Source organism: Enterococcus sp. DIV0183 (assembly GCF_050541505.1).
GTDB classification, from domain to species: domain Bacteria; phylum Bacillota; class Bacilli; order Lactobacillales; family Enterococcaceae; genus Enterococcus; species Enterococcus faecalis.
In genome coordinates this window covers 310,743-332,672 of the sequence record NZ_CP172932.1, presented here as the reverse complement: position 1 = coordinate 332,672, position 21,930 = coordinate 310,743, and the positions used below count along the sequence as shown (strand labels likewise).

21 protein-coding genes and 2 other annotated features are annotated in these 21,930 nt (G+C 38.3%); of the genes, 7 read left to right on the top strand and 14 right to left on the bottom strand.

Annotated elements, in window-relative coordinates:
* Positions 1 to 162: 162 nt before the first annotated feature.
* Both IGK72_RS01700 and IGK72_RS01695 read left to right on the top strand, forming a co-directional pair.
* Positions 163 to 801, top strand: a complete 639-nt coding sequence (locus IGK72_RS01700) for an NAD(P)H-binding protein (RefSeq protein ID WP_002358396.1) — start codon at positions 163 to 165, stop codon at positions 799 to 801.
* A gap of 78 nt (positions 802 to 879) precedes the next feature.
* Complete coding sequence (locus tag IGK72_RS01695; protein ID WP_002361174.1) at positions 880 to 1,995, top strand: NAD(P)/FAD-dependent oxidoreductase; 1,116 nt, start codon at positions 880 to 882, stop codon at positions 1,993 to 1,995.
* 68 nt (positions 1,996 to 2,063) lie between these two features.
* On the opposite strand, the gene IGK72_RS01690 is transcribed toward IGK72_RS01695, so the two are convergent.
* Genes IGK72_RS01690 through IGK72_RS01680 form a run of 3 tightly spaced genes read right to left on the bottom strand, consistent with a single transcriptional unit; the run spans position 2,064 to position 5,457 of the window.
* The gene (locus tag IGK72_RS01690) at positions 2,064 to 3,218 is read right to left on the bottom strand and encodes a mannitol-1-phosphate 5-dehydrogenase (RefSeq protein WP_002355280.1); all 1,155 of its coding nucleotides are present in this window, start codon (positions 3,216 to 3,218) and stop codon (positions 2,064 to 2,066) included.
* Between the two features lie 14 nt (positions 3,219 to 3,232).
* Positions 3,233 to 3,670 (bottom strand): PTS sugar transporter subunit IIA, encoded by a 438-nt coding sequence (locus tag IGK72_RS01685; protein WP_002355279.1) that lies wholly within the window; start codon positions 3,668 to 3,670, stop codon positions 3,233 to 3,235.
* Positions 3,671 to 3,684: 14 nt separating this feature from the next.
* A complete protein-coding gene (locus IGK72_RS01680) occupies positions 3,685 to 5,457 on the bottom strand; it encodes a PTS mannitol-specific transporter subunit IIBC (RefSeq protein ID WP_023894889.1) in 1,773 nt (590 codons plus the stop codon).
* Positions 5,458 to 5,702: 245 nt separating this feature from the next.
* Here IGK72_RS01680 and IGK72_RS01675 point away from each other — a divergent pair, with 245 nt between their 5' ends.
* Complete coding sequence (locus IGK72_RS01675) at positions 5,703 to 5,798, top strand: type I toxin-antitoxin system Fst family toxin (RefSeq protein WP_015543884.1); 96 nt, start codon at positions 5,703 to 5,705, stop codon at positions 5,796 to 5,798.
* A 256-nt stretch (positions 5,799 to 6,054) separates the two neighbouring features.
* On the opposite strand, the gene IGK72_RS01670 is transcribed toward IGK72_RS01675, so the two are convergent.
* Genes IGK72_RS01670 through IGK72_RS01660 form a run of 3 tightly spaced genes read right to left on the bottom strand, consistent with a single transcriptional unit; the run spans position 6,055 to position 10,266 of the window.
* Positions 6,055 to 6,489: a PTS sugar transporter subunit IIA gene (locus tag IGK72_RS01670; RefSeq protein ID WP_002355276.1), complete on the bottom strand. Its 435-nt coding sequence runs from the start codon at positions 6,487 to 6,489 to the stop codon at positions 6,055 to 6,057.
* 10 nt (positions 6,490 to 6,499) lie between these two features.
* Entirely contained in the window at positions 6,500 to 8,533 is a 2,034-nt protein-coding gene (locus IGK72_RS01665) for a BglG family transcription antiterminator (RefSeq protein WP_016626080.1), read from the bottom strand.
* Positions 8,524 to 10,266, bottom strand: a complete 1,743-nt coding sequence (locus IGK72_RS01660) for a PTS transporter subunit EIIC (RefSeq protein ID WP_070416039.1) — start codon at positions 10,264 to 10,266, stop codon at positions 8,524 to 8,526. The genes IGK72_RS01665 and IGK72_RS01660 overlap by 10 nt, the downstream gene beginning before the upstream one ends.
* Before the next feature lie 183 nt (positions 10,267 to 10,449).
* On the opposite strand from IGK72_RS01660, the gene IGK72_RS01655 reads away from it, so the two are divergent.
* Entirely contained in the window at positions 10,450 to 11,283 is an 834-nt protein-coding gene (locus tag IGK72_RS01655; protein WP_070416040.1) for a Cof-type HAD-IIB family hydrolase, read from the top strand.
* 42 nt (positions 11,284 to 11,325) lie between these two features.
* Here the strand turns inward: IGK72_RS01655 and IGK72_RS01650 are convergent, their stop codons facing one another.
* From IGK72_RS01650 to IGK72_RS01625, 6 genes are all read right to left on the bottom strand, one after another.
* Positions 11,326 to 11,961: a nitroreductase family protein gene (locus IGK72_RS01650; protein WP_002358386.1), complete on the bottom strand. Its 636-nt coding sequence runs from the start codon at positions 11,959 to 11,961 to the stop codon at positions 11,326 to 11,328.
* A 4-nt stretch (positions 11,962 to 11,965) separates the two neighbouring features.
* Positions 11,966 to 12,400, bottom strand: a complete 435-nt coding sequence (locus IGK72_RS01645; protein ID WP_002362972.1) for a MarR family winged helix-turn-helix transcriptional regulator — start codon at positions 12,398 to 12,400, stop codon at positions 11,966 to 11,968.
* A 151-nt stretch (positions 12,401 to 12,551) separates the two neighbouring features.
* The gene (nhaC, locus tag IGK72_RS01640; protein WP_002383673.1) at positions 12,552 to 13,997 is read right to left on the bottom strand and encodes a Na+/H+ antiporter NhaC; all 1,446 of its coding nucleotides are present in this window, start codon (positions 13,995 to 13,997) and stop codon (positions 12,552 to 12,554) included.
* Positions 13,998 to 14,086: 89 nt separating this feature from the next.
* Positions 14,087 to 14,262: a binding site (T-box leader), on the bottom strand.
* 136 nt (positions 14,263 to 14,398) lie between these two features.
* Positions 14,399 to 15,040, bottom strand: a complete 642-nt coding sequence (gene pcp / locus IGK72_RS01635; protein ID WP_002355269.1) for a pyroglutamyl-peptidase I — start codon at positions 15,038 to 15,040, stop codon at positions 14,399 to 14,401.
* A 15-nt stretch (positions 15,041 to 15,055) separates the two neighbouring features.
* Positions 15,056 to 16,000, bottom strand: a complete 945-nt coding sequence (locus tag IGK72_RS01630; RefSeq protein ID WP_002355267.1) for a DUF979 domain-containing protein — start codon at positions 15,998 to 16,000, stop codon at positions 15,056 to 15,058.
* A complete protein-coding gene (locus IGK72_RS01625; protein ID WP_002355265.1) occupies positions 15,997 to 16,683 on the bottom strand; it encodes a DUF969 domain-containing protein in 687 nt (228 codons plus the stop codon). The genes IGK72_RS01630 and IGK72_RS01625 overlap by 4 nt, the downstream gene beginning before the upstream one ends.
* 192 nt (positions 16,684 to 16,875) lie before the next feature.
* On the opposite strand from IGK72_RS01625, the gene IGK72_RS01620 reads away from it, so the two are divergent.
* The gene (locus tag IGK72_RS01620) at positions 16,876 to 17,391 is read left to right on the top strand and encodes an HdeD family acid-resistance protein (protein WP_002381189.1); all 516 of its coding nucleotides are present in this window, start codon (positions 16,876 to 16,878) and stop codon (positions 17,389 to 17,391) included.
* Between the two features lie 15 nt (positions 17,392 to 17,406).
* Positions 17,407 to 18,591: an AI-2E family transporter gene (locus IGK72_RS01615; RefSeq protein WP_002355262.1), complete on the top strand. Its 1,185-nt coding sequence runs from the start codon at positions 17,407 to 17,409 to the stop codon at positions 18,589 to 18,591.
* 51 nt (positions 18,592 to 18,642) lie between these two features.
* On the opposite strand, the gene IGK72_RS01610 is transcribed toward IGK72_RS01615, so the two are convergent.
* Together IGK72_RS01610 and IGK72_RS01605 are read right to left on the bottom strand one after the other, a co-directional pair.
* Positions 18,643 to 19,770 carry a 5-methyltetrahydropteroyltriglutamate--homocysteine S-methyltransferase gene (locus IGK72_RS01610; RefSeq protein ID WP_002355260.1) on the bottom strand — a complete coding sequence of 376 codons (1,128 nt, stop codon included), beginning with the start codon at positions 19,768 to 19,770 and terminating at the stop codon, positions 18,643 to 18,645.
* Positions 19,771 to 19,830: 60 nt separating this feature from the next.
* Positions 19,831 to 20,060 (bottom strand) — a binding site (T-box leader).
* 117 nt (positions 20,061 to 20,177) lie between these two features.
* The gene (locus tag IGK72_RS01605; protein WP_002355258.1) at positions 20,178 to 21,545 is read right to left on the bottom strand and encodes a PcsB-like coiled-coil domain-containing protein; all 1,368 of its coding nucleotides are present in this window, start codon (positions 21,543 to 21,545) and stop codon (positions 20,178 to 20,180) included.
* 185 nt (positions 21,546 to 21,730) lie between these two features.
* Between IGK72_RS01605 and IGK72_RS01600 the strand changes: the two genes are divergently transcribed.
* Complete coding sequence (locus tag IGK72_RS01600) at positions 21,731 to 21,910, top strand: hypothetical protein (protein WP_002367870.1); 180 nt, start codon at positions 21,731 to 21,733, stop codon at positions 21,908 to 21,910.
* The last annotated feature ends 20 nt before the right edge of the window (positions 21,911 to 21,930 follow it).

Genomic DNA, 21,930 nt, shown 5'->3' with positions numbered 1-21,930 from the left:
TATTTCACGACAATAAATAACCATTGTTGGGTCTTTGTATTTCAACAATCTAAAAAGGTTATTTTTATGTTATTTATAACTAAACTATGCGCAATCGAGATTTTTTGCTTCTTTTTTTATTTAAGGTACACTAGAAGAAACAATTGAAAGTGAGGGCTTGCCATGAAAGTCATTATTTTTGGCGGTAGCGGTTTTTTAGGTCAACAAATCGCGAAAATTTTAGTCCAACGCCAACATCAAGTCATCAGTGTTTCACGTCATGGAAAGCCTGCCACGCTCTCCGCATCTTGGAGCCACCAAGTGCAGTGGGTATGCTCCGATGTTACTCGTGACACGAATTGGCAAGAACAAGTCCAGCGTGCTGACTGGGTCATTGATACAGTAGGTATTTTATTTGAAAATCCACGAAAAAAGAAAACCTATCAACGGCTAATTCTGACGCCAGTGAAAAAAATCAGCTCTTTTTTAGCACAACAAAAAAAGCCAGCTAAGTTTTTATTTATTTCAGCCAATACTGTTCCTTTCCCTTTGAGAAAATATATGGATGCCAAATTGGCAGCGGAGGAACTAATCCACCAAGAAGTCGCCGAAGCAGTGATTTTTTATCCTAGTTTACTTGTAGGTCAAGAACGTACCGGCACCATACTTTTTAGTAAATGTATTTATTTTTTTAAGAAAATCCCCTTTTTAAAGAACTTATTTATTGGCTATGATCCTGTGCCTGTGGCAGAAATGGCACAAGAAATTGTTCACGTTTTAGAAGGCGGCAATTCTATTTACACACACAGAAGGACCCGTTAACAAGTTATCTCCCAATCGTCTCTGTCTAGAGGCGGTTTTTTTGTGTTACAATACAACTGTTCGAAGGAGAGAAGAAGCATGAAAAAAATTGCCATTATTGGCGGCGGCATTATCGGAATGACGTTAGCTAATTATTTAGATCCACAAAAATTTGACATTACCGTTTATGATGAAGGGCTCGGCCAAGCGACTAAAGCGAGCGCCGGGATTATTTCCCCTTGGCTATCCAAACGTCGGAATAAGAAATGGTACCAATTAGCGCGAGAGGGCGCTGCCCTATTTCCAAAGCTAGTCAAAGATTTTCAGCTGACGGAGGATATTTATCGTCAATCAGGGACAGTCATTTTGCGTCCGGCAGCTGCTTTGGCAGACTTAGCCCATTTGGCAGAAGAGCGTAAGCAAACTGCACCCGAAATTGGAGAAATCACGATGTTGTCAGCGGTTCAAACAGCGAAGTTCTTACCGCTACTTAAGGAAACTCCCTCACTTTTTATTTCTGGCGGCGGTCGCCTAGATGGACCAGCTTATCTAAACCATCTTCAGAAACGCGCCGAAGCTAAAGGGGTCACTTTTTGCTCACAACGGGCGCACTTTCGACAACTGAATCAAGGGTGGGAAATTGTCACAAATTCAGAAAAAAAGAGCGTTGATTTTCTCGCTTTAACACCTGGTCCTCATTTAAAGGAATTACTCGCTACTTTAAATTTATCTGTGGACATTCGTCCCCAAAAAGGACAATTATTAGTTTTCGAGACCCCTTTTACAAACAGTCAGCAATGGCCTGTTGCTATGTTAGATGGCGAAGCCGATTTAATTCCTTTTAATCAAGGAAAAATTTTATTAGGTGCCACCCACGAAAATGAACAAGCCTGGGATTTAGAAGAGACTGTTAGCGCTTTTCAACAACTAACTTCTGGGACTGCGCCATTTCTAAAAGAAGCAGATCAGCTTTTTAAGCAACCCATGCATTACCGTGTCGGTACACGTGCTTATACATCTGATTTCGCTCCGTTTTTTGGTCCTTTGCCAGAAATGCCCCACCTTGTGGTTGCTAGCGGACTTGGTTCATCAGGACTCACTACTGGCCCATTCATTGGTTACCAATTAGCTGAATACTTCAATACAGGTGCCTTCAAAGGAGAGCTTTATCAAAAACCACTTAGTCAATATGTAAAAAACAACCCCTCACTTTAATCAGCGAGCGGTTGTTTTTTTCCTTTAAATTAAGAAATGTGAAGTATCTTGGTAGAAGGATTTTGTTATTATGCTACTTGTGGTCGCGCATAGCGTTCTACGTTTTGTTTAATATTTTTAACCGTTTCTGGATCTTCAATGCCCGTTACTTCAGCGATCACTGTATCAACACTTTCTTGGTCAAGCATTTCCTGTAATTGACGGCTTTGTTCATCTTCTGGATCATGATAATTAAAGACAATACCAATCATTGCTAATAAATGCGGCGACACTAGATTGCGTTCCTGTAATTCACGGATTGGTCGAATAAACCGTTCTTGCGCACCTAATTTTCTGATTGGTGTCCGTGCTACACGTGTAATAGCATCTGAAATATATTTATTTTGGAAACGTTGAATAATTTTTTCAATATAGGCTGCATGTTCTTGTTCATCAAAATTCCATTTAGCCACTAAAAGTTTACCGGTTTCCTGCAAAACTGATTTGAGTTGTGCTACCACTAAGGCGTCCTGCATCGCTTCGTCAATGGTTTGATAGCCTAACAACGCCCCTGTATAGGCAACTGTAGCATGGCCAGTGTTTACACTAAATAATTTTCGTTCAATATACGGCTCTAAATCAGCAACGTAATGAACGCCTTCTAACTGAATCTCTTTGGCTTTTCGGTTGGTATCATCAATGACCCATTCACAAAAAGGCTCAACTTGAACAAAAAGTGGGTCTTCATGTTTTTGTAATGGAACAATCCGATCAACCGCCGCATCAGGAAAACCAATCCATTGTTCAGCATAAGCTGGGTTTTTCAAATATTTGGCCACTTCTTCTGCTAAAAAGGTTGAACCACCAATCATATTTTCACAAGCGATAATATCCAGCGGCTTTTGACAATTTGCTTCGGCACGTGCATCAATTCCTTGAGCAATTAATTCAGCAATTCTTGGTAAAATATTGGGACCAATTGCCGTCGTGACTAAATCGGCTTCCGCAATTGCTTCTACTACTTTTTCTGGTTCTGTCATGTTATTTAACCCGGTCACATTTTCAACGTTAATTTGTTGATGTGAGGCATCGGCCAATTCAATTGTATAACTTTTACGTTCTTTTAACGCTTGAATGATGGTTTCATTAACATCCACAAACGTAATATGAAACCCGTTTTTAGCTAAAATTTCGCCGATAAAGCCGCGTCCAATATTTCCTGCTCCAAAATGTACTGCGTTCATTCTTATTCTCTCCTTTAAGCAATGGCTAAATTTTCTGTTATTTCTTCTTTACTTAATGCGTCGGCAAGTTGCACCACGTTATCCATATCACTACAATAAAGTGCAATTTGTTGGACTAATTGCAAATGTTCTTCACCGACTCCGGCAATCCCAAATAATACGGTAGCAATTTTTTCATCTTCTTCGGTGCCAAAATTAACGCCCTCTGGGACTTGCACTACACAGATTCCTGATTTTTTCACTAATTTTTTGGCTTCTTCTGTTCCATGAGGAATGGCAATAAAATTCCCCATATAAACAGATAGCAATTGGTCTCTTTCAATCATTGCTTCAATATAAGCGGGCTCAACACAGCCTGCCTCGACTAGTTTTTCGCCGCAAAAGCGAATAGCTTCTTCTTTTGTATTAAACTGTTGATTTAATTCAATTGAAATATTCGTAAGATTTTCCATTGTTTTCTTCCTCTCTAGGCACTTTCTTTTAAGAGCGAAACCACTGTTTCATATTTTTGGGGATTAACCATACTTTTTACTGATAAGTGTGTCGCTTTCGGTGCTTTTTTACGGGCTTGTTCCGTTAGTTCAGCTTTTGTGACAATTAAAGCCTGTGTTTGTTGAGTTAATTCATTAATATTAATTTTTCGAATCGGCATTGAAATTTTCTCTTTATCTAAAATTTCTTCTAAGACTTTCATTCCCATCGTTGCTGACCCGACACGATCATCGTGAACCAAAAGAATCTCATTGACATTTGCTAAATCTCCCTCAATTTCAGAAGCAGGTGTTGCTTTGGAGACTGTCGGTTGTGCGTCGTTTTTTTCTTTGGTACCTGATAGTTCAGCCACAATTTGATCATAACGTGGTGAGTTCAAGAAGTTTTCAACTGCTACAAAGGTTGCATTAGGTGCTTTCTGTTTGGCCCGTTCTTGCAATTCCGCTTGTGTGACAATCAATGTATTTCCCTCATCGGTCAAATTATTAATGGCCCGATTCGTCACAGTTTGTACTAAACCAGCCTCTTGGACCTTTTTCCGTAAGATAGACGCACCCATTGCACTAGAGCCCATCCCAGCATCACAAGCAAAAATAATTTGTTGAATTCCTGACAATGAAGCACTACCATTTGTGACAGTTAATCCTTTTGATGCTGCTTTAGCAGCTTGGGTTTCTTTCACTTTTTGGGCAAATTCATCACTTTCTTCTTTCGCATCTGCTTTTAAAATGACTGCGGATACTGCAAAGGAAACAGCAGTTGCTGCCAAAACACCTAAAATAACTGGTAAGTAAGAACCCATTGGTGTCATCGCTAAAATAGCTATAATGGAGCCTGGGGAAGCGGGCGCACGTAAACCAGCATCTAACGTTTGGAAAACCAAACTACCTGTCGCACCACCTGCAATAACCGATAAGAATAATAACGGTTTCATCATTACATATGGGAAGTAAATTTCGTGGATACCACCAAGGAAATGAATAATTATTGCTCCCGGCGCAGAAGATTTTGCCGCACCTTTTCCAAAAAACATAAATGCTAATAAGACACCTAACCCAGGACCAGGGTTTGCTTCTAATAGGAAAAGAATTGATTTGCCAGCCGATAAGACTTGTTCTGTCCCTAAGGGTGTTAAAATGCCATGATTAATCGCATTGTTTAAAAAGAGCACTTTTGCCGGTTCAATAAAAATACTCGTTAATGGAATCAAATGAGCATTTAAAATGATTTCCACACCACGTGCCATTGCAGCAGTCAGCGCATCGACAATTGGGCCAATCGCTGAAAAACCAAGTAAAGCTAACGCAAAACCAATCAATCCAGCTGAAAAATTGTTTACTAACATTTCAAAACCAGCTTTAATCCGATGTTGGAAATACTGATCAAATTTCTTAATTGTAAAGCCACCAAGTGGACCCATAATCATGGCACCTAGCATCATCGGAATATCGGTTCCCACAATCACGCCCATTGTCGCAATTGCGCCAACTACGGCACCGCGATCACCTGCAATTACTTTCCCACCAGTGTAGCCAATTAATAATGGAATTAAATAGGTCAACATTGGGCCAACCATCGTGGCAAAGGCTTTATTTGGCAGATATCCATCTGGGATAAATAGCGCTGTCAAAACGCCCCACGCAATCAACGCCCCGATATTGGGCATCACCATGCTAGATAAGGTACTGCCAAGTCTTTGGACTTTTGCTTTAATTGATACTTTATTTTTTTCTGGTACTTGTTCCATTTTTATTCCCCTTCTCTCAAGTAACTTTTCTTGTTGACTAAATTGTATCCGCTTTCCGAATCTGGAAAAAGTCGTACTTTGGCACAAACCATTGTGCCAAAAGTTGAAAGAAAAAAGCACGTGTTCTCTAGTTACGAAAACCAGAAAACACGTGCTTATTCCATTTCTAATAATTTCAATAATAAATGAACAACTTTTTATGCTATACTCAAATTGGCGACTTGCCTCGAAAGGAGGTGCATCACATGTACGAGATTGTCACAAAAATTCTTGTGCCGATTTTTGTCGGGATTGTCCTGAAACTTGTAACCATTTGGTTGGAAAAACAGAACGAGGAATAAACAAGTTGCTTCCAGCCGCTGCTGTCTAAACAGCAAAAAAGACACCCTACTACTGATAGGGTGTCTTTTTAGTGCATCCATGCACGACTTTGTCACAAGTTACCTTAAATTTATCATAGGTCCTATTTTTTGTCAAGGAATCTTCTTATCTTTTTTGTTTAACCTCTTAAATTAAAATATTTTATTTTTTTAATATAAAATTATTTCAATAATTATTGAACATTTCAGAATGAATTGATTTTTTTCAGACGTAACTTTAGGCTTGAGCCAGAATTTTTTGTGCTTCATCTATTGTTTGACAATCACTGAGCCGCTGAATGTTTTCGAGATCTGAACAGAAAAAAGCTAATTCTTGAAGCATGCTTAATTGCCGTTGACTTTTTAGAGCAACGACAAATAACAAAGTAGCTATTTTTCGATCTGCTTCCGTACCAAAGTTGACCCCATCAGGCACTTGAATAAAGCAAATCCCTTCTTTTAAAACTTGTTCATCTTGTCCTTCCGCATGAGGCAATGCCACGAAGTTACCGATATACACGCTGACTTTTTGTTGACGTTGATACATTGCTTTGACATAGTCAGGCGTGACCAACTGATTTTTTAGCAGTAATTCACCAGAAGCTGCAAGTGCTTCCTCCCAACTAGCATATGATTGATTCAACATTATTTGCTCCGCTGTAATTTCAAACATCTCTCAACACCTAGCCTTTCATTTCTTCAATTAATAATGACGAAAGCAACTGATAAACAATGGCTTCATTTCCTGAATGAAAAATTTCTGTATTTAAATCATTCATAATAATCGCACCACTGATTTTTCCTAAAATTTTCCCGATTGTTTCATCAATCGGCATCGGCGCTAGCATGAGTAACATACGTTGTAACTGCATCGGCTTTTTATCCATACCTTCAATCATAAGTGGCTGGGCCAGATTAAAAATACAAAAAACAGGCTGTGTCACTGCTGTACTTGAGGTATGGAATAAGGCCATTTCCGTCTGAGGAATCCCAATAGGCGCTTGCTCGTAACGTTTCATCAATTGCTGACAGACGATTGCACTATCGGTGATTAAATCTGCGGAAAGTTGCGCGAGAGCTTGTTGAACGGTTTCTGCTAAATCCGCTTGATTATTTAAATCTGCTATGAAAAATGTTTCTAATAGTTTACTAATTTCTTCCATGAAAGCGACCACCGTTTCGTAGCTTTCTTCGCCACCTATTTTTTTCACAGGCGCTTTCCTAAGCGAGCGTTTTTCGTGACTAATCCGCTTAAACTCTTCTTTCAATTGGCGGATTTCATCGTCTAAAAGTAACGGTGAGATCAATTTATATTTACCGTTGTATCCTGGTAATAACGAAGTGGAAATCACTAAGTCATAGTTTTCCTCAACATTCACCTTACCTAAATCCGCAATCCGAAAAAAATGAATCTGGTTGATAAAAGGAAAGTAGCGCCGTAATCGCATTTCCAGCATACTTGTCGAAGCCAAACCGCTAGGAGAAAAACCAGCAATATCAACTTCCATAATTTTGGGACTCCGCTCTAAAGAATTGGCAAAATGAAGTACCATGTAGGCAATTTCCTCTTCCGATAGATTCTTTTGCGGAAAAATTTGCGGCAACGCTTGGCGTAAAGCCGCAGCTATTTCTTGATATTGATTCATAATCCGTTCTAAAATGGGATTCGTTAAATCTTCTTCTTGTAAAACCGCCCGAGAAAAAACACCTGATAAATGCGTCAACAACATTTTATACAAATTGGTATCTTCGAAAAAATTAACTTCCGTTTCTTGACTTACTGCTTCAATCAGTTGTTTCACTGCATAAGCCAGCTGAGTGTCAAAATGTTCATCAAAAAAATCTTCATCAAAAGAATTAGAAAAATCACTTAATAAGCTAGCAAAAAAAACAATCTCACTGACAGCGTATAGTTGTTTCGTTTCAGCAGCAACTTTTGAAAAAAGTCGTTTAGAACAATTTAGAAAGGCCTTATTCATCTGCCCAGTATAGGTCTCATCAGCTAAATAAAAACCTGCAGTGACCCGATCCATCGCAATTGTTAACATTAAAATCAAATGTTGTAATTTGCGATCACTTAATGCTGGAAATAAAGTTTCTACTTCTGGCTGAACAATTTTTTGTGCAAATGCTAAATGTTCTGCATGAATAAACTGAAAGAAAAAATGGTCGCTTGTTGTTAATTCGGTAAAATGAAAAAATTGGTACTCATTAATTTCCATACTTAGAATATTCGCCATTAGAAGACGGCGATATTTTTCAGAACCAGTCACTTCATAGCCTTGATTCCGAGAAATCGTCAACGGAATCCGAGCAATCCGTGTTTCTAATTGTTTAATATCGGCATAAAAAGTCGTATTACTAATACAATACGTTTCCAGAAAATAATGCATAGAGACTGGCTCTTTTGTTTGAAGTAATGTCAATAAAATCGCATGTTGCCGCGCCAAAGTAGAAAGTTCCTGTGTCTCTTCTCCTAAAATAGCAGCCTGAATTTCCGTCATCGCTGCTTCATCTGCTTGAATCGAAAAACGCCCACGAGCTACTTTTTCCAACGTTGCGCCCATCGATGCTAGCGAGGTTTCTAAATTTTCTAATTCACGATATACCGTCCGGCGGCTAACCTTTAACAAATTCATCATGCGGTTTACTGAAACGGGGGTAGGACTATTCACTAATTCCGTTAATAGAACAGTTTCTCTTGTCGTTAAAAACATCTATCAGCTCCTCCTTCCAGCCATTCTTGATACTCTTTCTTATTCAAAAAACTAGTAACTACGTATAAATTTTGTTGCGTTAGATCTAAATGATAGGCTTGCGCCAGTTCACGAGTCACTACGTAGGTTGTCTCCTTGGTAAAAAAGACTGTTTCCAGTGGTTCTTTAGATACTTCAATCGCGACTCCTTGTTTCGCCGCTTGTTGCCGCAATAATTCCATTCCCATTGTTTGCGATCCTCGAACATTCTCGGCATATAAAAAAACAAGCTTCTGTATTTGTTTGGTCGGGTTCGTTCCAGTAGACTCTGAACCAAGTGAAGATTGCTCTTGAGAAGAAGCAGTCAGTTTGGCTAAAACTTGCGGGTAATAGGATTTAATTTCTAAAAAATTTTGAACACTCACCATATCCTTTTCTGGGACGTACTTTTGTGCTAACTGTTTCAATTCTGCTTGAATGACCACTAATGTCTTAGGCTGCCACTTCATCTGATGAACGGACTGGTAAGTCACAGGCATCTCCAAGTTCACAGCTTTTAATTGTCGGCTTAGCAAACTAGCCCCCATGGCACTTGAGCCCATTCCTGCATCACAAACAAATAAAATTTGCTGATAGTTAGGTGTGACTGTTTCCACTTGGTCTTCCTCCTTCATCTTTATCATTGAAACTGGTTCAATTCCTCGTTGACGTTTTAATAACAAGCTTGCTATTGCAAAAGAGCACAGAAAGCTAACAAAAATTCCGCTAAAAACCGCCAGCCTCGCATCAGTCGGGGCATTGGCTAAAATCGCAACCAATGAACCTGGCGAAGCTGGAGCACTTAGCCCCACATTAAATATTTGAAAAACAAGCGTACCACTCATTCCTCCAGCAATTACTGCTAAAAATAAGCGCGGGTCCATCAAAACAAACGGAAAATAAATTTCATGAATGCCCCCAATCAGTTGAATCATGGTGGCACCTCCTGCTGTTTTTCGTTGACCTACAGGCCCAAACAGCAGAAAAGCAACCAAAACGCCCACGCCTGGTCCAGGGTTTGTTTCCAATAGAAATAAAATGGACTGACCTGTTTGACTAGCACCTTCTAAACCTAGAGGCGTTAATAAGCCATGGTTAATCGCATTATTAAAAAATAACACTTTTAAGGGCTCTAAGAAAACGTGAACCAATGGTAAAAGATTGGCTTCAATTAACCAAGAAGAAAATTGATACAGCCAAAAACTAGCACTTTCAACAGCAGGAGCTACAACCAGAATACCAAAACAGCAAAGCAGTCCTCCCACAATTCCTGCTAAAAAGTTTTTAGTCAGCATCTCATAGCCTTCTTTAACTTTCGGTAAGAGAATTTGTTCAATTTTGGCGAAAGTATATCCTGCTAAAGGACCAATAAACATAGCACCAAACAACTGTGGAACATCTGTGGAAACAATCACGCCCACTGTCGCAATAGCAGCAACAACGCCGCCACGTTGTTCCTCGAACATTTTTCCGCCTGTAAAACCAATTAGAATCGGTAAAACAACTCGAATCATTATCGTTTCGACTTCAGAAAGAGCTAGCCGTAGATTCCCTGTCGTATAGCCAGCCACCAAAGACAATAAGCTCCACGCAATAAAAATACTCAAATTTGGCATAATCATCCCACTCAAACGATGACCAAAACGACGTAGATAGGGAGTTACTTTCACAAACTTATGTTTAAAAAAGAGCGAATGCATTTCTTTTTCCTTCATATTCCTTGTCCCTCGCTCTCTATGTAGATAATTAGAATACTTCTATTATATGAAATTTCACAAAAAAATAGTATAGATTTTTGTAAAATAATTCTTTTATACACCTCACAAGAGAATCCGTTTACATTAATAGAAAAAACTTTTATACTAAAAGAAAGAAACTCTTCGGATTGGAGGCCAATTATGGCAATCAAAGCAATTGTAATGGATATTGATGGTACCTTGTTAACTTCAGAAAAAAAGATTTCACCAAAAACGCGACAAGCATTAGTAGCTGCACAAAAGCAAGGCCTATCACTGATTTTGGCTTCTGGCCGCCCGACTAACGGTATGCGGCCCTTAGCAGATGAATTGGAGATGGCTCATTATAATGGACACTTACTTTCCTATAACGGCGCTTGTGTCACCCATCACGGCAGTCAGCAACAACTATTTAATCAGACAATTTCAAAGTCATTGAGTCAACAAATTTTAGAGCATTTGAAACAATTTGACGTAATTCCAATGATTAATGATGAAACATTTATGTATGTCAATGATGTTTTTCATAACACCTTACATTTAGAGACTGGTGATTTTAATATTATTGAATATGAATCACGGGGCGGCAACTTTCAATTATGCGAGTGGCATGATTTAGCCGCCAGACTAAACTTTCCCTTGAACAAAATTTTAATTGCTGGTGAACCCGCCCATTTACAAAAATATCATGAGGCCATCTACGCGCCTTTCAAAGAAACCGTCACCGCTGCTTTTTCCGCTCCTTTCTATTTTGAATTTACCGCAAAAAATATTGATAAAGCGCGTTCTTTAGAAAAACTAACCCTACAGTTAGGCATAGCTGCTGAAGAAGTAATTGCTTTTGGTGATGGTCACAACGACTATACTATGTTGGAATGGGCCGGCACGGGAATTGCTATGGAAAACGCCGTTGACGAGCTTAAAAGCATCGCAACGGAAGTCACTTTATCCAACGACAATGACGGCATCGCTGTTGCATTAACCAACTTTCTTTAAGAAAGTTGGTTAATGCAAGCGTACGCCGTCATTTTTTATTGCCTATTCAAATGTCGTGATTTTTTCTGGTGCTAAACGAACAGATTCATAGCCAGTTTCCATGCCCTTACCCACAGATAAAATCATTACTGGGACATAGCGCTCTTGATCTAAACCAAATGTTTCGGCTAATTTTTCCGCTTCAAAACCACCGATTGGATTTGTTTCATATCCGTGAGCTCGTGCCACTAACATAAATTGCATAGCTGCTAAACTCGCATCAATTTTTACGATGTCATTCATTTGTTCTCTGCTTAAACTTTCATAATGGGGAATAATGGCTGCTAATTGTTGGTCCCGCACTTCCTTAGGCATTTTACCACTAGCATAAGCTTGATTGTAAATTTCCTCTCCTCGTTCATGGCAGTTTAGATCACCAAAAATTAAGAGCATTGCAGAAGATGTTTCATTTTGACGCGTATTAAAGCGAATTAAGGGTTTTAATTTTTCTTTGCCTGCTTCACTTTCCACTACGACAAAACGCCATGGCTGCATGTTAACAGAAGAAGGGGCAGTGGTCGCTTCTTGAATCATTGTTAACATTTCTTCATGAGAAATTTTATGGGTTTCATCGTACACCCGAACCGATTTGCGGCCAAAAACAATCTCTGAAAAATCATTCGTTGTATATGTTGTCATTCTATCATACCTCTTTCGTTGTAATGCTTTGATCTAGTTTTGTCAAAAGTTCTTTTAACTGGCGACAGTCGTCCTTTGTAAATGTACTGGGAATAATTTCTGTTACCGTTTGTTGCTTGGCTGTACATTGCTGTAGTTCTTGTTGTGCTTTTTCTGTTAAATGCACTAGCACTTCCCGATTATTTTCTGGATTTCGCTGTCGTGTCACATACTGTTTCTCTTCTAAAATTTTCAAATGGCGAGTGACCGCACCACTATCGATTTTTAAGTGTTCTTGAATCTCCGTTTGAAGACACGGCTGACGTTCTTTTAAAATCATCAGCAACTCATAACGAGTCAAACTCAAGCCAACTTGCTCTTCAAAAACTTTGGTAATTTTTTGATCTAATACCTTTAACTGACATAATAATTGGCTGACTTCCCGTAATGATAACGACATAGTTTCCTCCTTAAAAAGATGACTCGTCAACAATTGACTAGTCAACTATAACTGTTTCTTTCTAAAAATGCAACCTTTTTTACAAGAAAAATAGAACAATTGACAGGGAGAAACTACAGTATTCCCCATCAACTGTTCTATTTTAATCAATCTATTTTTCGGTAACAGGTTCTGCTGATAACCGCTTAATTCCTAAACCAGTAAATGCACTGACCATTGAGAAGACAGGCGATAATAAGCTAAAGAAAACAAATGGTAAGTAAGTCAACGTTGGTACGCCAAAGGTCCCCGCTACGAAGCTACCTGCAATCCCCCAAGGAATGAGGTAGTTAATAACCGTCCCACCATCCTCCAAGGTTCTGCCTAAAACAGTCGGATCCAAACCTTCTTTTTTGTAAACTTCTTTAAAGGCATTCCCTGGTAAAATAACCGATAGGAATTGTTCACCAATAAAAATATTTACGCCAATTCCTGTTAATAACGTTGATAAAATCAATTTCGGTGTACTGCTCATTTTCTGCGAAACAACTTCCATGACCGCAGAAATCAATCCTAATTCCATTAATAAACCACCTAGAGACAACGTTAGAATAATAAGTGCCACAGTCGGCATCATACTCATAATCCCGCCACGACTTAATAATTGATCAATTTGTGCGTTCCCCGTTTGAGAAACAAACCCATTTTCCAACGTGTTTCCTAATGCCTGCAACGATACTTTCGGATTTTGAATAATAATCATAATTACTGCCACAATAATGTTCAACAAAATCGTGATAATCGCTGGAATTTTGCGCCAGGCACAGATTAACATTAAGGCTAATGGTAACAATGACCAAATTGAAATGGTAAAGTGGTCTTCCAATACTTGAATAACTTGAACTACTTCTGTCAGACTAGTATTCGCGTACGTTTGTCCTAAAATCATAAACAAGATTAAAGAGACGATAAATGCTGGTACAGTCGACCACATCAAGTTTTTTATATGTTTAAACAAATCCGCTTCAACAATCGCTGCGGCTAAGTTTGTTGATTCTGATAAAGGTGACATTTTATCACCAAAAACTGAACCAGAAACAATCGCCCCCACAACTAAAGCAGGATTTAACCCTAAGGTACTGCCAATACCGAAAAAGGCAATTCCAATTGTTGACATCACTGTAAAAGCACTACCTACTGCACTGCCGACAATCGCACAGACAATAAAAACTGACGGCACAAACCATTTAACACTAATCATTTTAAAACCAAAAACCATAATCGTTGGAATAATTCCAGCTTGAATCCAAACGGCAATCAATGCCCCCACTAAAATAAAAATAAAAATTGGAATAATCCCTGGCTTCAAGCCATCAACAATCCCTTTATGCATTTGATCAAATGGTACTTTACGAAACATTGCGTAGCCTAAAATCAATGCAATCACAAACAAAATAGTAATATTTGGCGATATCTTTAAGCCAATTACTCCTGTTGCAATAGCTGCCACAATAATTAATAAAACGATACTTGCTTCTCGAACACTCACGGTCTTCTTTTTCTGTTTTTCTTTCATTTCGTTACTCTCCTCTAATCTTTTTTCTGAATACTCTGACATTAAAGGATCTTATGATAACGAATAACCCCTCCACAACTCATTGAAAACGCCTCCTAAAGCTACATAAAAAGAGAGATTCATCCTTAAAGAATAAGGACGAATCTCTCCGCGGTACCACCTTAATTAGAAGCTTACTTGCTTCTCGCTTATGTATTATGTAATTGTTACTACTTATTAGTGTAATTCACAAATAGACTTGATCGATTCGCAGCAACCATCGACTTTCTGAACAAAACATCTATTTCCTACTGGGCTAATAATTTATGAATCTCAATATACCAAGAAGAAACCGACTTGTCAACGAAAATAGTATAAAAAATTTTTTCACACGCCAACAAAAATTACTTTTTCTTTTTGTAAAAATAGAAAAGCGCCTCCGTTCTCACGAAAGCGCCTGTTAATTAATGGGTTGTGCCACCTTGTAGTTGAATATCTTCTTGCGTTTTTACTGCTGCTTCAATCATATAGAACAAAGAATCTGTGATTGCTTCTAATGACATAGAAGCAAACGTTGGTTTATCAATTGTTTGTTCTGGTAGGAACGGAACATGAATAAATCCGCCACGAATAGTTGGATATTTAGTGTTAATTAAGTGTAGTAAGTGATACATAATATCATTACATACAAAGGTTCCTGCTGTATAAGAAATCGCTGCAGGTAATTGATGGTCATGACAATTTTTTACCATCGCTTTAATCGGTAAATTTGTAAAATAGGCTGTTGCTCCATCTTCAACCAACGGCACATCGCTTGGTTGTTGTCCTGCATTATCCGGGATACGCGCTTCCGCTAAATTAATCGCCACTTTTTCAACAGTGACTGTTTGACGGCCGCCTGCTTGTCCAACACAAATCACCATATCTGGTTGATGGGTTTCAATTGCTTCAGCCACTTTTTCACCACTAGTGCCAAAAACAGTTGGCACCTCAACTTTAATAATTTCAGCTCCTGCAATTTCAGCAGGTAATTTTTTGACTGCTTCAAAGGCAGGATTGATTGCTTCTCCTCCAAATGGATCAAAGCCAGTAACGACAACTTTCATTTCGATCATCCTTTCTTATTTGAATAGAATCATATAAACAATTTGGAAAATTAACATGAAAAGTGCAATCGGCAATTGATTTTTAATGACGCCGTACTTATCTTTCATTTCCAACATGGCTACAGGTACGATATTAAAGTTCGCAGCCATCGGTGTTAACAGTGTACCACAAAAACCACATGTTAAGGCAACCATCCCAACTAATGCGGGATCTGCACCTAAAGAAAAGACAAACGGCACACCAATTCCGACTGTCATCACGGTTATTGCTGCAAAGGCATTGCCCATGATAGCCGTAAAAATAACCATTCCCACAGCATAAATAATAATCCCTACATTGACATTTCCTGCTGGTACTACGGCACTAACCCCTTTTGAAATAATCTCACCAACACCAGCGCTAGTAAAAACAGCACCTAAACAAGCTAATAGCATTGGCAACGTACTAAGAGGACCGACTGTTTCTAACATTTCCGCCGCATCATCAAAAAATACTTTCGGCGTATTATTTTTAGAAAAGAACATCATGATGAAAATCGCTACAAAGACACCAACACCGACACCGACTAAAGCTCCTAAAGTAGTCAATGTGGCAAAAAGAATTGCAAAAACCCCGATACTTAGCGCGGGAATAAAAATCTTCATTCCTAATTTTTGAGACATTTTTTCCATGTATTCTTTCGAAGGTAAGCGACTTTCTCCTTTTGTCACTTTTTGAAGAATTGCCGGAATTGTCATCACAAAAATAAGTACGCCACAGGCAACTGGTGGAATAAACCGACCAAAACCGATTAAGATCCCTAAGATTCCCCAGAATAAACTAGTCCCATACGCATGTTGATTGGTTTTATCACGAAAACTACGAAAACTTGTATATAACAAGATAATCCCCATAAAAATATAAAGGACTTCCAATAACTTTGCACTCAAATCAATACTTGGATCTGTGAAAAAACTCATTTCAGTCCCTCCTGTCCATAATATTTTTTACGTAATCTTTTTTCTTTTAAAGTAAAGTAAATACTTGCCGAAATTAAGGCAACTAAGGCGACTGGTACTTCCACTAAAGCCAATTTACCTAATGTCACTTCATAGCCTAAATCTTTTAATGTTGATTGAACAAGTAATGCCCCAGCCCCACCAACAAACAGAACTTGACCAAAGAACCAACAGATATTTTCCATGGCTGAAGCCATCCCTTTTAGTTCTTCTTCATACTCTGGCACCATTGGTAAATTTTTTGATTCAATTGTTCCTAACGCCATTGGCAAAATAATCGGACGCACAAAACCTGCTACCCCACCGAAACTTACGTTAAAAGCGGCGAAGATAATCCGAAAGACACCATAAATGTCAATAATCACACCAGCAGATACCTTTTTGAATCGTTTAATCAACGTAGCCGCTGACTCTTTCAAGCCATTTCTTTCTAACGTTCCTGTTGCTAACATAATAATAATAAAGATAGCCATTCCTCGATTATTCACAAAGGTTGTTCCTAGTGTTTCTAGCATCGATGTCAAACCAAGTCCGCCAGTAAAAGCCGTCACTATTAAAGCAACCATCACAATCAAGATAGCATCAAATTTCAATGCGAAGCCGACAATGACGATCAATACGCCTAATAAAGGTAATAAATCCATCAAATCTCTCCTTCTTAAAATAAAATTTCACTTTCCATTATATGCCAATTTTCGCTCATTTGTAAGACTTTTTTAATTTTTAATGTTATTTTTTCTAAAGACACAGTTTCCAACACTTTTTAGAGCTACCACTCGCACTTTTTTCTTTTTTCCGCTAGAATAAAAGAAACAATAACATTGAGGAGGATTTTTATGTTCCAAACTTTTAGAGAAAATTTTCGGCGCCATACCCTATTGCGCGACGCCGTCTTTATCGTTATCGGAAGTGCCATTGTCTTTAATCCCGGTGCTTTCTTCCAGTTCGTCGGTTATTTAATTGCTGGTTATTTGATGCTTTTAGGGTTAATTAATATTTATGATGACTACAAAATAAAAAAACAAACGGGTAGCTGGGGACTTGGTTTCGTAACAGGTTTAATCTTTGTCGTCTTAGCAGTAGCCTTTTTATTTTTTGCACCGGTGATTGTTTCGATTCTGCCGTTTTTATTAGGGATTAGCATTGTTATAAACGGCCTCGTTCAATTGACTTTTGCTTTAAATACTCGTCAAACAGGCGCGCTTATCTACAGTATTCTGGTTTTAATCGCTGGAGCCGTTTTAGTTTTTAATCCCTTCAAAAGTCTCTTAGTTTTGATGCAAGTCTTTGGATTTATCCTGATTTTCATGGGTGTCATTGAAATTATTGGTCATTTTAGAAATAAAGCTTAACGAAAGGAGCAACTTATGGATAAAGAAAGTACCAAGTGGATCCGCTTTTTAGGTGGGAAAAATTTACTTTACACATTAACTATCCTTTGTCTAATTGCTGTAACTATCTTTTTATTCAACACTGTTTCATTTATCTTTAAACCAATTTTTGTTATTTTTAGTGCCGTCTTAGGCCCGGTACTTTTTGGTATTATTCTATTTTATTTGCTTAATCCAATGGTGAAACGCCTTGAGAAAAAAATTCCCCGTGTTTGGGCGATTGCGATTCTCTATGTCTTAATTATTGCATTACTAGTGTTAGCTGGACTGCAACTTTTCCCAATTATCCAAGACCAAACGGAAGAATTAATCAAACAATTCCCAAGTTTTTGGAAAAGCACGCTCCAAACAGTACAAGAATTTATGGCTAAAACACCTTTTGCAAAAGATTTAGAATCTGCTAATGAGTCGATTAATCAGCTCTGGGGCAAACTTGCAAACTCCTTTAAAGACTTTGCAGGGGATTACCTACAAACAGGCGCACAAGGTCTGGGAAGCGTCTTTTCTGCAGTCTCTTCTACTTTCCTAACCTTGTTTACAGGACCTATCATCGCCTTTTTCCTTTTAAAAGACAAAGAAAAGTTTTATCGCTTTGTAAAAGGCATCATTCCCCCAGCTTTTCGTCCTGATTTTGATGAATATAGCCAAATTGCCAACATTCAAATTGGCGATTATCTAAAAGGTCAAGTCATTGCTTCGTTGGTTTTAGGGATTATGTATTGGCCAGCTTTTCTATTAATTGGTTTACAATTTGGTAGCATTTTAGCTTTAGCTGCGGGTATTTTATGTATTATTCCTTATATCGGGCCATTTATTGCCTTTATTCCAGGATTGATTATTGCCTTTCAGGATTCCACATTTATGGTAGTAAAATTCGTTATCGTCTGGTTTGCCATCCAATTGATTCATGGTGATTTTGTTATTCCTCGTGTGATGGGCGATAAATTAAAAGTCCATCCGATTACTATTTTACTTGTCTTGTTAGTTATGGGTGAACTGTTTGGTTTAATGGGCGTTATCTTCGGGATTCCAATGTATTGCCTAGTTAAAGTGACAGTCATTTATTTATTCCGCAAATTCAAACAACGCTATAACCGCTTTTATGGTGACAACGGCGAGTATGAACACACGAATTTTACTAAAGATCAATATTTAAAATAATACAATGAAAAAACTGGGACATAAGCCGTTTAGACTTATGTCCCAGTTTTTTTACCATACTTCTCTAGCAATTTCTTGAAGTAATTGAACTTTGCGCCATTGTTCTTTCTCCGTCAAACGATTTCCTTCTTCCGTTGAAGCAAAACCGCATTGCGGACTAATACTTAAGTTTTCTAAAGGAACAAACTGTTGGGCTTCTTCAATTCGTGCTTTCACTTGTTCAGTCTCTTCTAATTCAGGAAACTTAGAAGTAACTAAACCTAAAACGACTTTGCTGCCATTATTTTGCCAATGTCTTAATGGTGAAAAGTCCCCTGCACGATCTGAGTCATATTCCAAGAAGAAACCATCATAATTCGTAGCAAATAATTCTTTTGCTATCGGTTCATAACCACCTGAAAATAACCAAGACGAAGCATGGTTCCCACGGCAAATGTGCGTGGTTACAGTTAAATCTTCTGGCTTACCAGCTAAGGCTTCATTAATAATCGTGGTACACACTTGTGCAATTTCTTCTGGCTGTATTCCTTTTGCTCGTAATTCTTCTTGTTTTGTCTGATCCGCTAGAAACGCCCAATTTGTATCATCAAATTGCAAATAACGGCAACCTCTCTCGTAAAAGGCCGCAATTGCATCTTTATATGTTTGTGCTAAATCCTTATAAAAATCACCAATCTCTGGATAAATTGTTTGAATGCGCGAGGTGCCGTCGTTGGATAAAATTTCTTGACGTAAAATCATGGTCGGACTAGGGATCGTTGCTTTGGCTACCGTGCCATCACCAACTTCCACCACCTCTTTTAAAAATGAAAAGTCCTCTAAAAATGGATGTTGCGCAGGAAAAGATATTTTATCCACTACGCGGATATTATAGGCTGGAGCTGCTTTTCCATGAAAGGTTTGGTTATACCCCGTTTCTGGGATATAGCCTGTCACACCATTTAATCCTTCTAAGAAATCAATATGCCAAAAACCGCGACGAAATTCACCATCTGTGATTCCCCGTAAACCGCCAGCTTTTTGTTTTGCTACTAATGCTTTGATTTCCTCATCTTCAATAAGACGTAGCTCTGCTTGAGATAAAGCACCTGCTTGGACCTTTTTCCGTGCTTTCTTAATTGTTTCCGGACGTAAAAAACTTCCCACATGATCAACTGTAAAAGGAATCTGACTACTCATTTGCCTCACTCTTTCCTATTTTTATTTATAAAAAAACGCCCTTTTACTAGCCGTAACTAGTAAAAGGGCGATTATTATCGCGGTACCACCTTTTTTCGGAAAGATGACTCTTTCCCTTCAACTGACAATCATAATCAGCGGTCTTGTTAACGAAAGACATTACGTTTTTGCCTACGTTTCGACAAAAATTCCTCCTAGGCCATTTTTCGATACAGACATCTAACTTTTTTCACCAACCAAAGTCTCTCTACCAACTGTCTTGTATTTACTTTCCTATTCAACGGAAATTATTAGATTATAATTAGAATACCACGTTTAGCAAATTTGTCAACGGAGATGGATGAAATAGTAATGAAAAAAGCAGCTTCTTTTCAGAAGCTGCTTACGTCTATTTTTATCATTGCTGATTAGGCTGAGTGTCCTACGATTGTGCTACCTGAGTAACCAAAACCGACACGCGTAATACCTGGGTTAATTTCCCAATCACGGTGACCGCTTCCTGAAGCTGTTACCATGTTTGTTTCGTTGTACCACGCCATGATTACTGAGTTACCTGGCGCCCACATAATTGCGATAACTTCATCTCCACGAGACCAGTGATCATTTGGAATACCACCTGCTTCAACTTGTGCTGCACGAGCAGTTGCAGAAGCTGCTAAGCCTGCATCCCATACTACTGGACGTAAACCTAATGATTGACGTAGAACGTTCAATGCATTGATTGTTGGATCAGCAGAAGGCGCTGGTGTTGGTTGCTCTGGTTCTGGTGTTGGTGGTGTAACTGTTCCACCACCAGTTTGGCCACCATTATTTCCATTATCACTTGGTGTTGTAGGTTGTACTGGTTGTTCTGATGAAGAAGAGCCAGTATTTTCTGTTGCACTATTATCTGTACTTGGTGTAGTTGTTTCAGTTGTTTGTTGCGTGCTTGATTCAGTTGCTGAGCTTGAGCTTGCTGGTGCTTGCGCTTCTGTTGTTGAAGAAGAGGCAACTGGTGCTTCTGCTTTTACTTCAGCTTTAGCTTGAACTGGTTTTGCAGCAGCTTGTTTAGCTTTTTCAGCTGCAGCTTTTTGTTCAGCAGCTAAGCGTGCTTGCTCTGCTTCAGCAGCTGCTTTTTGTTTTTCTAAGCCAGCTTTAGAACTTTCAGCTGATGATTGTTCTAATGCTAATGAAGCTTTCATTACGTTTAATTCAGATTGTTTAGAAAGTAAATCTTGACGTTTTGTTTCTAATTCAGCTTCTGTTGCTTCAAGTTGTTTCATTTTTTTCTCGTTTTCAGCTTTTTTATCAACAACGGCTTGTTTATCTTCTTTTTGTTGTTGCATTAAGTCGTTGTTGGCACTTACGATTGTTGAAACAGCTTGAACACGGCTGATTGCATCTGCAACTGAGTCCGCATCTAAAACTGCATCTAGCATTGTTGTGCTTTGTCCATTAACTTGAACATCACGTGCTTGATTTTTGATTGCTTCGTTACGTTTTTCAATACGTTGATTCAAGTTTGTAATTTCTTGTTGTAATTGTTCTGATTTTGCTTTTAGTGTTTGCTTTTGTTCACGTAAAGCCATGCTTTCATCAAATACTGAAGATACTTCTGCTTCTAAAGAAGATACTTGTGAAGCTAAATCCCCTTGTTTTGCTTTTAATGATGAAATTTCTTGATTTTTTTCTTCAATTTTTTTATCAACATTGTCCGCCAAAGCGATGCTTGGGGTAGCAATTGCTGATAGCGTTAATGAACATAGTAATACTGATGCAAATAGACGTTTCTTCACTTGTCATTCCTCCGAATTAATTTCTAAAGTTTATTTAAAATATCTTAATCTTTTCTTACGACAAAAACATTCTACCACACCCATATTTCAATTAAGCAATAGAAATGTTACAAAAACATTTCAGATCACTCCTTCTTTCTCCATAATAGGTAAACTTACCTTTTGTAAGGCTTTTACACCTTGTCATGACTGGTTTTCACGTGTTTTCAATTGTTAAACAATTCTTCGATTTTTTTTCATATTTTTTCTTTTTTTATTCAAATTTTGCTTCTTTTTTGTCGATATATGCTTTTTTTCGTAAAATTAATCATTTTTCCTTCTTTTTAGCAAACGTTTTTGTTACAAAATTCGTTATATTTTGGTAATGAACCAAGAAAAAGGCCGC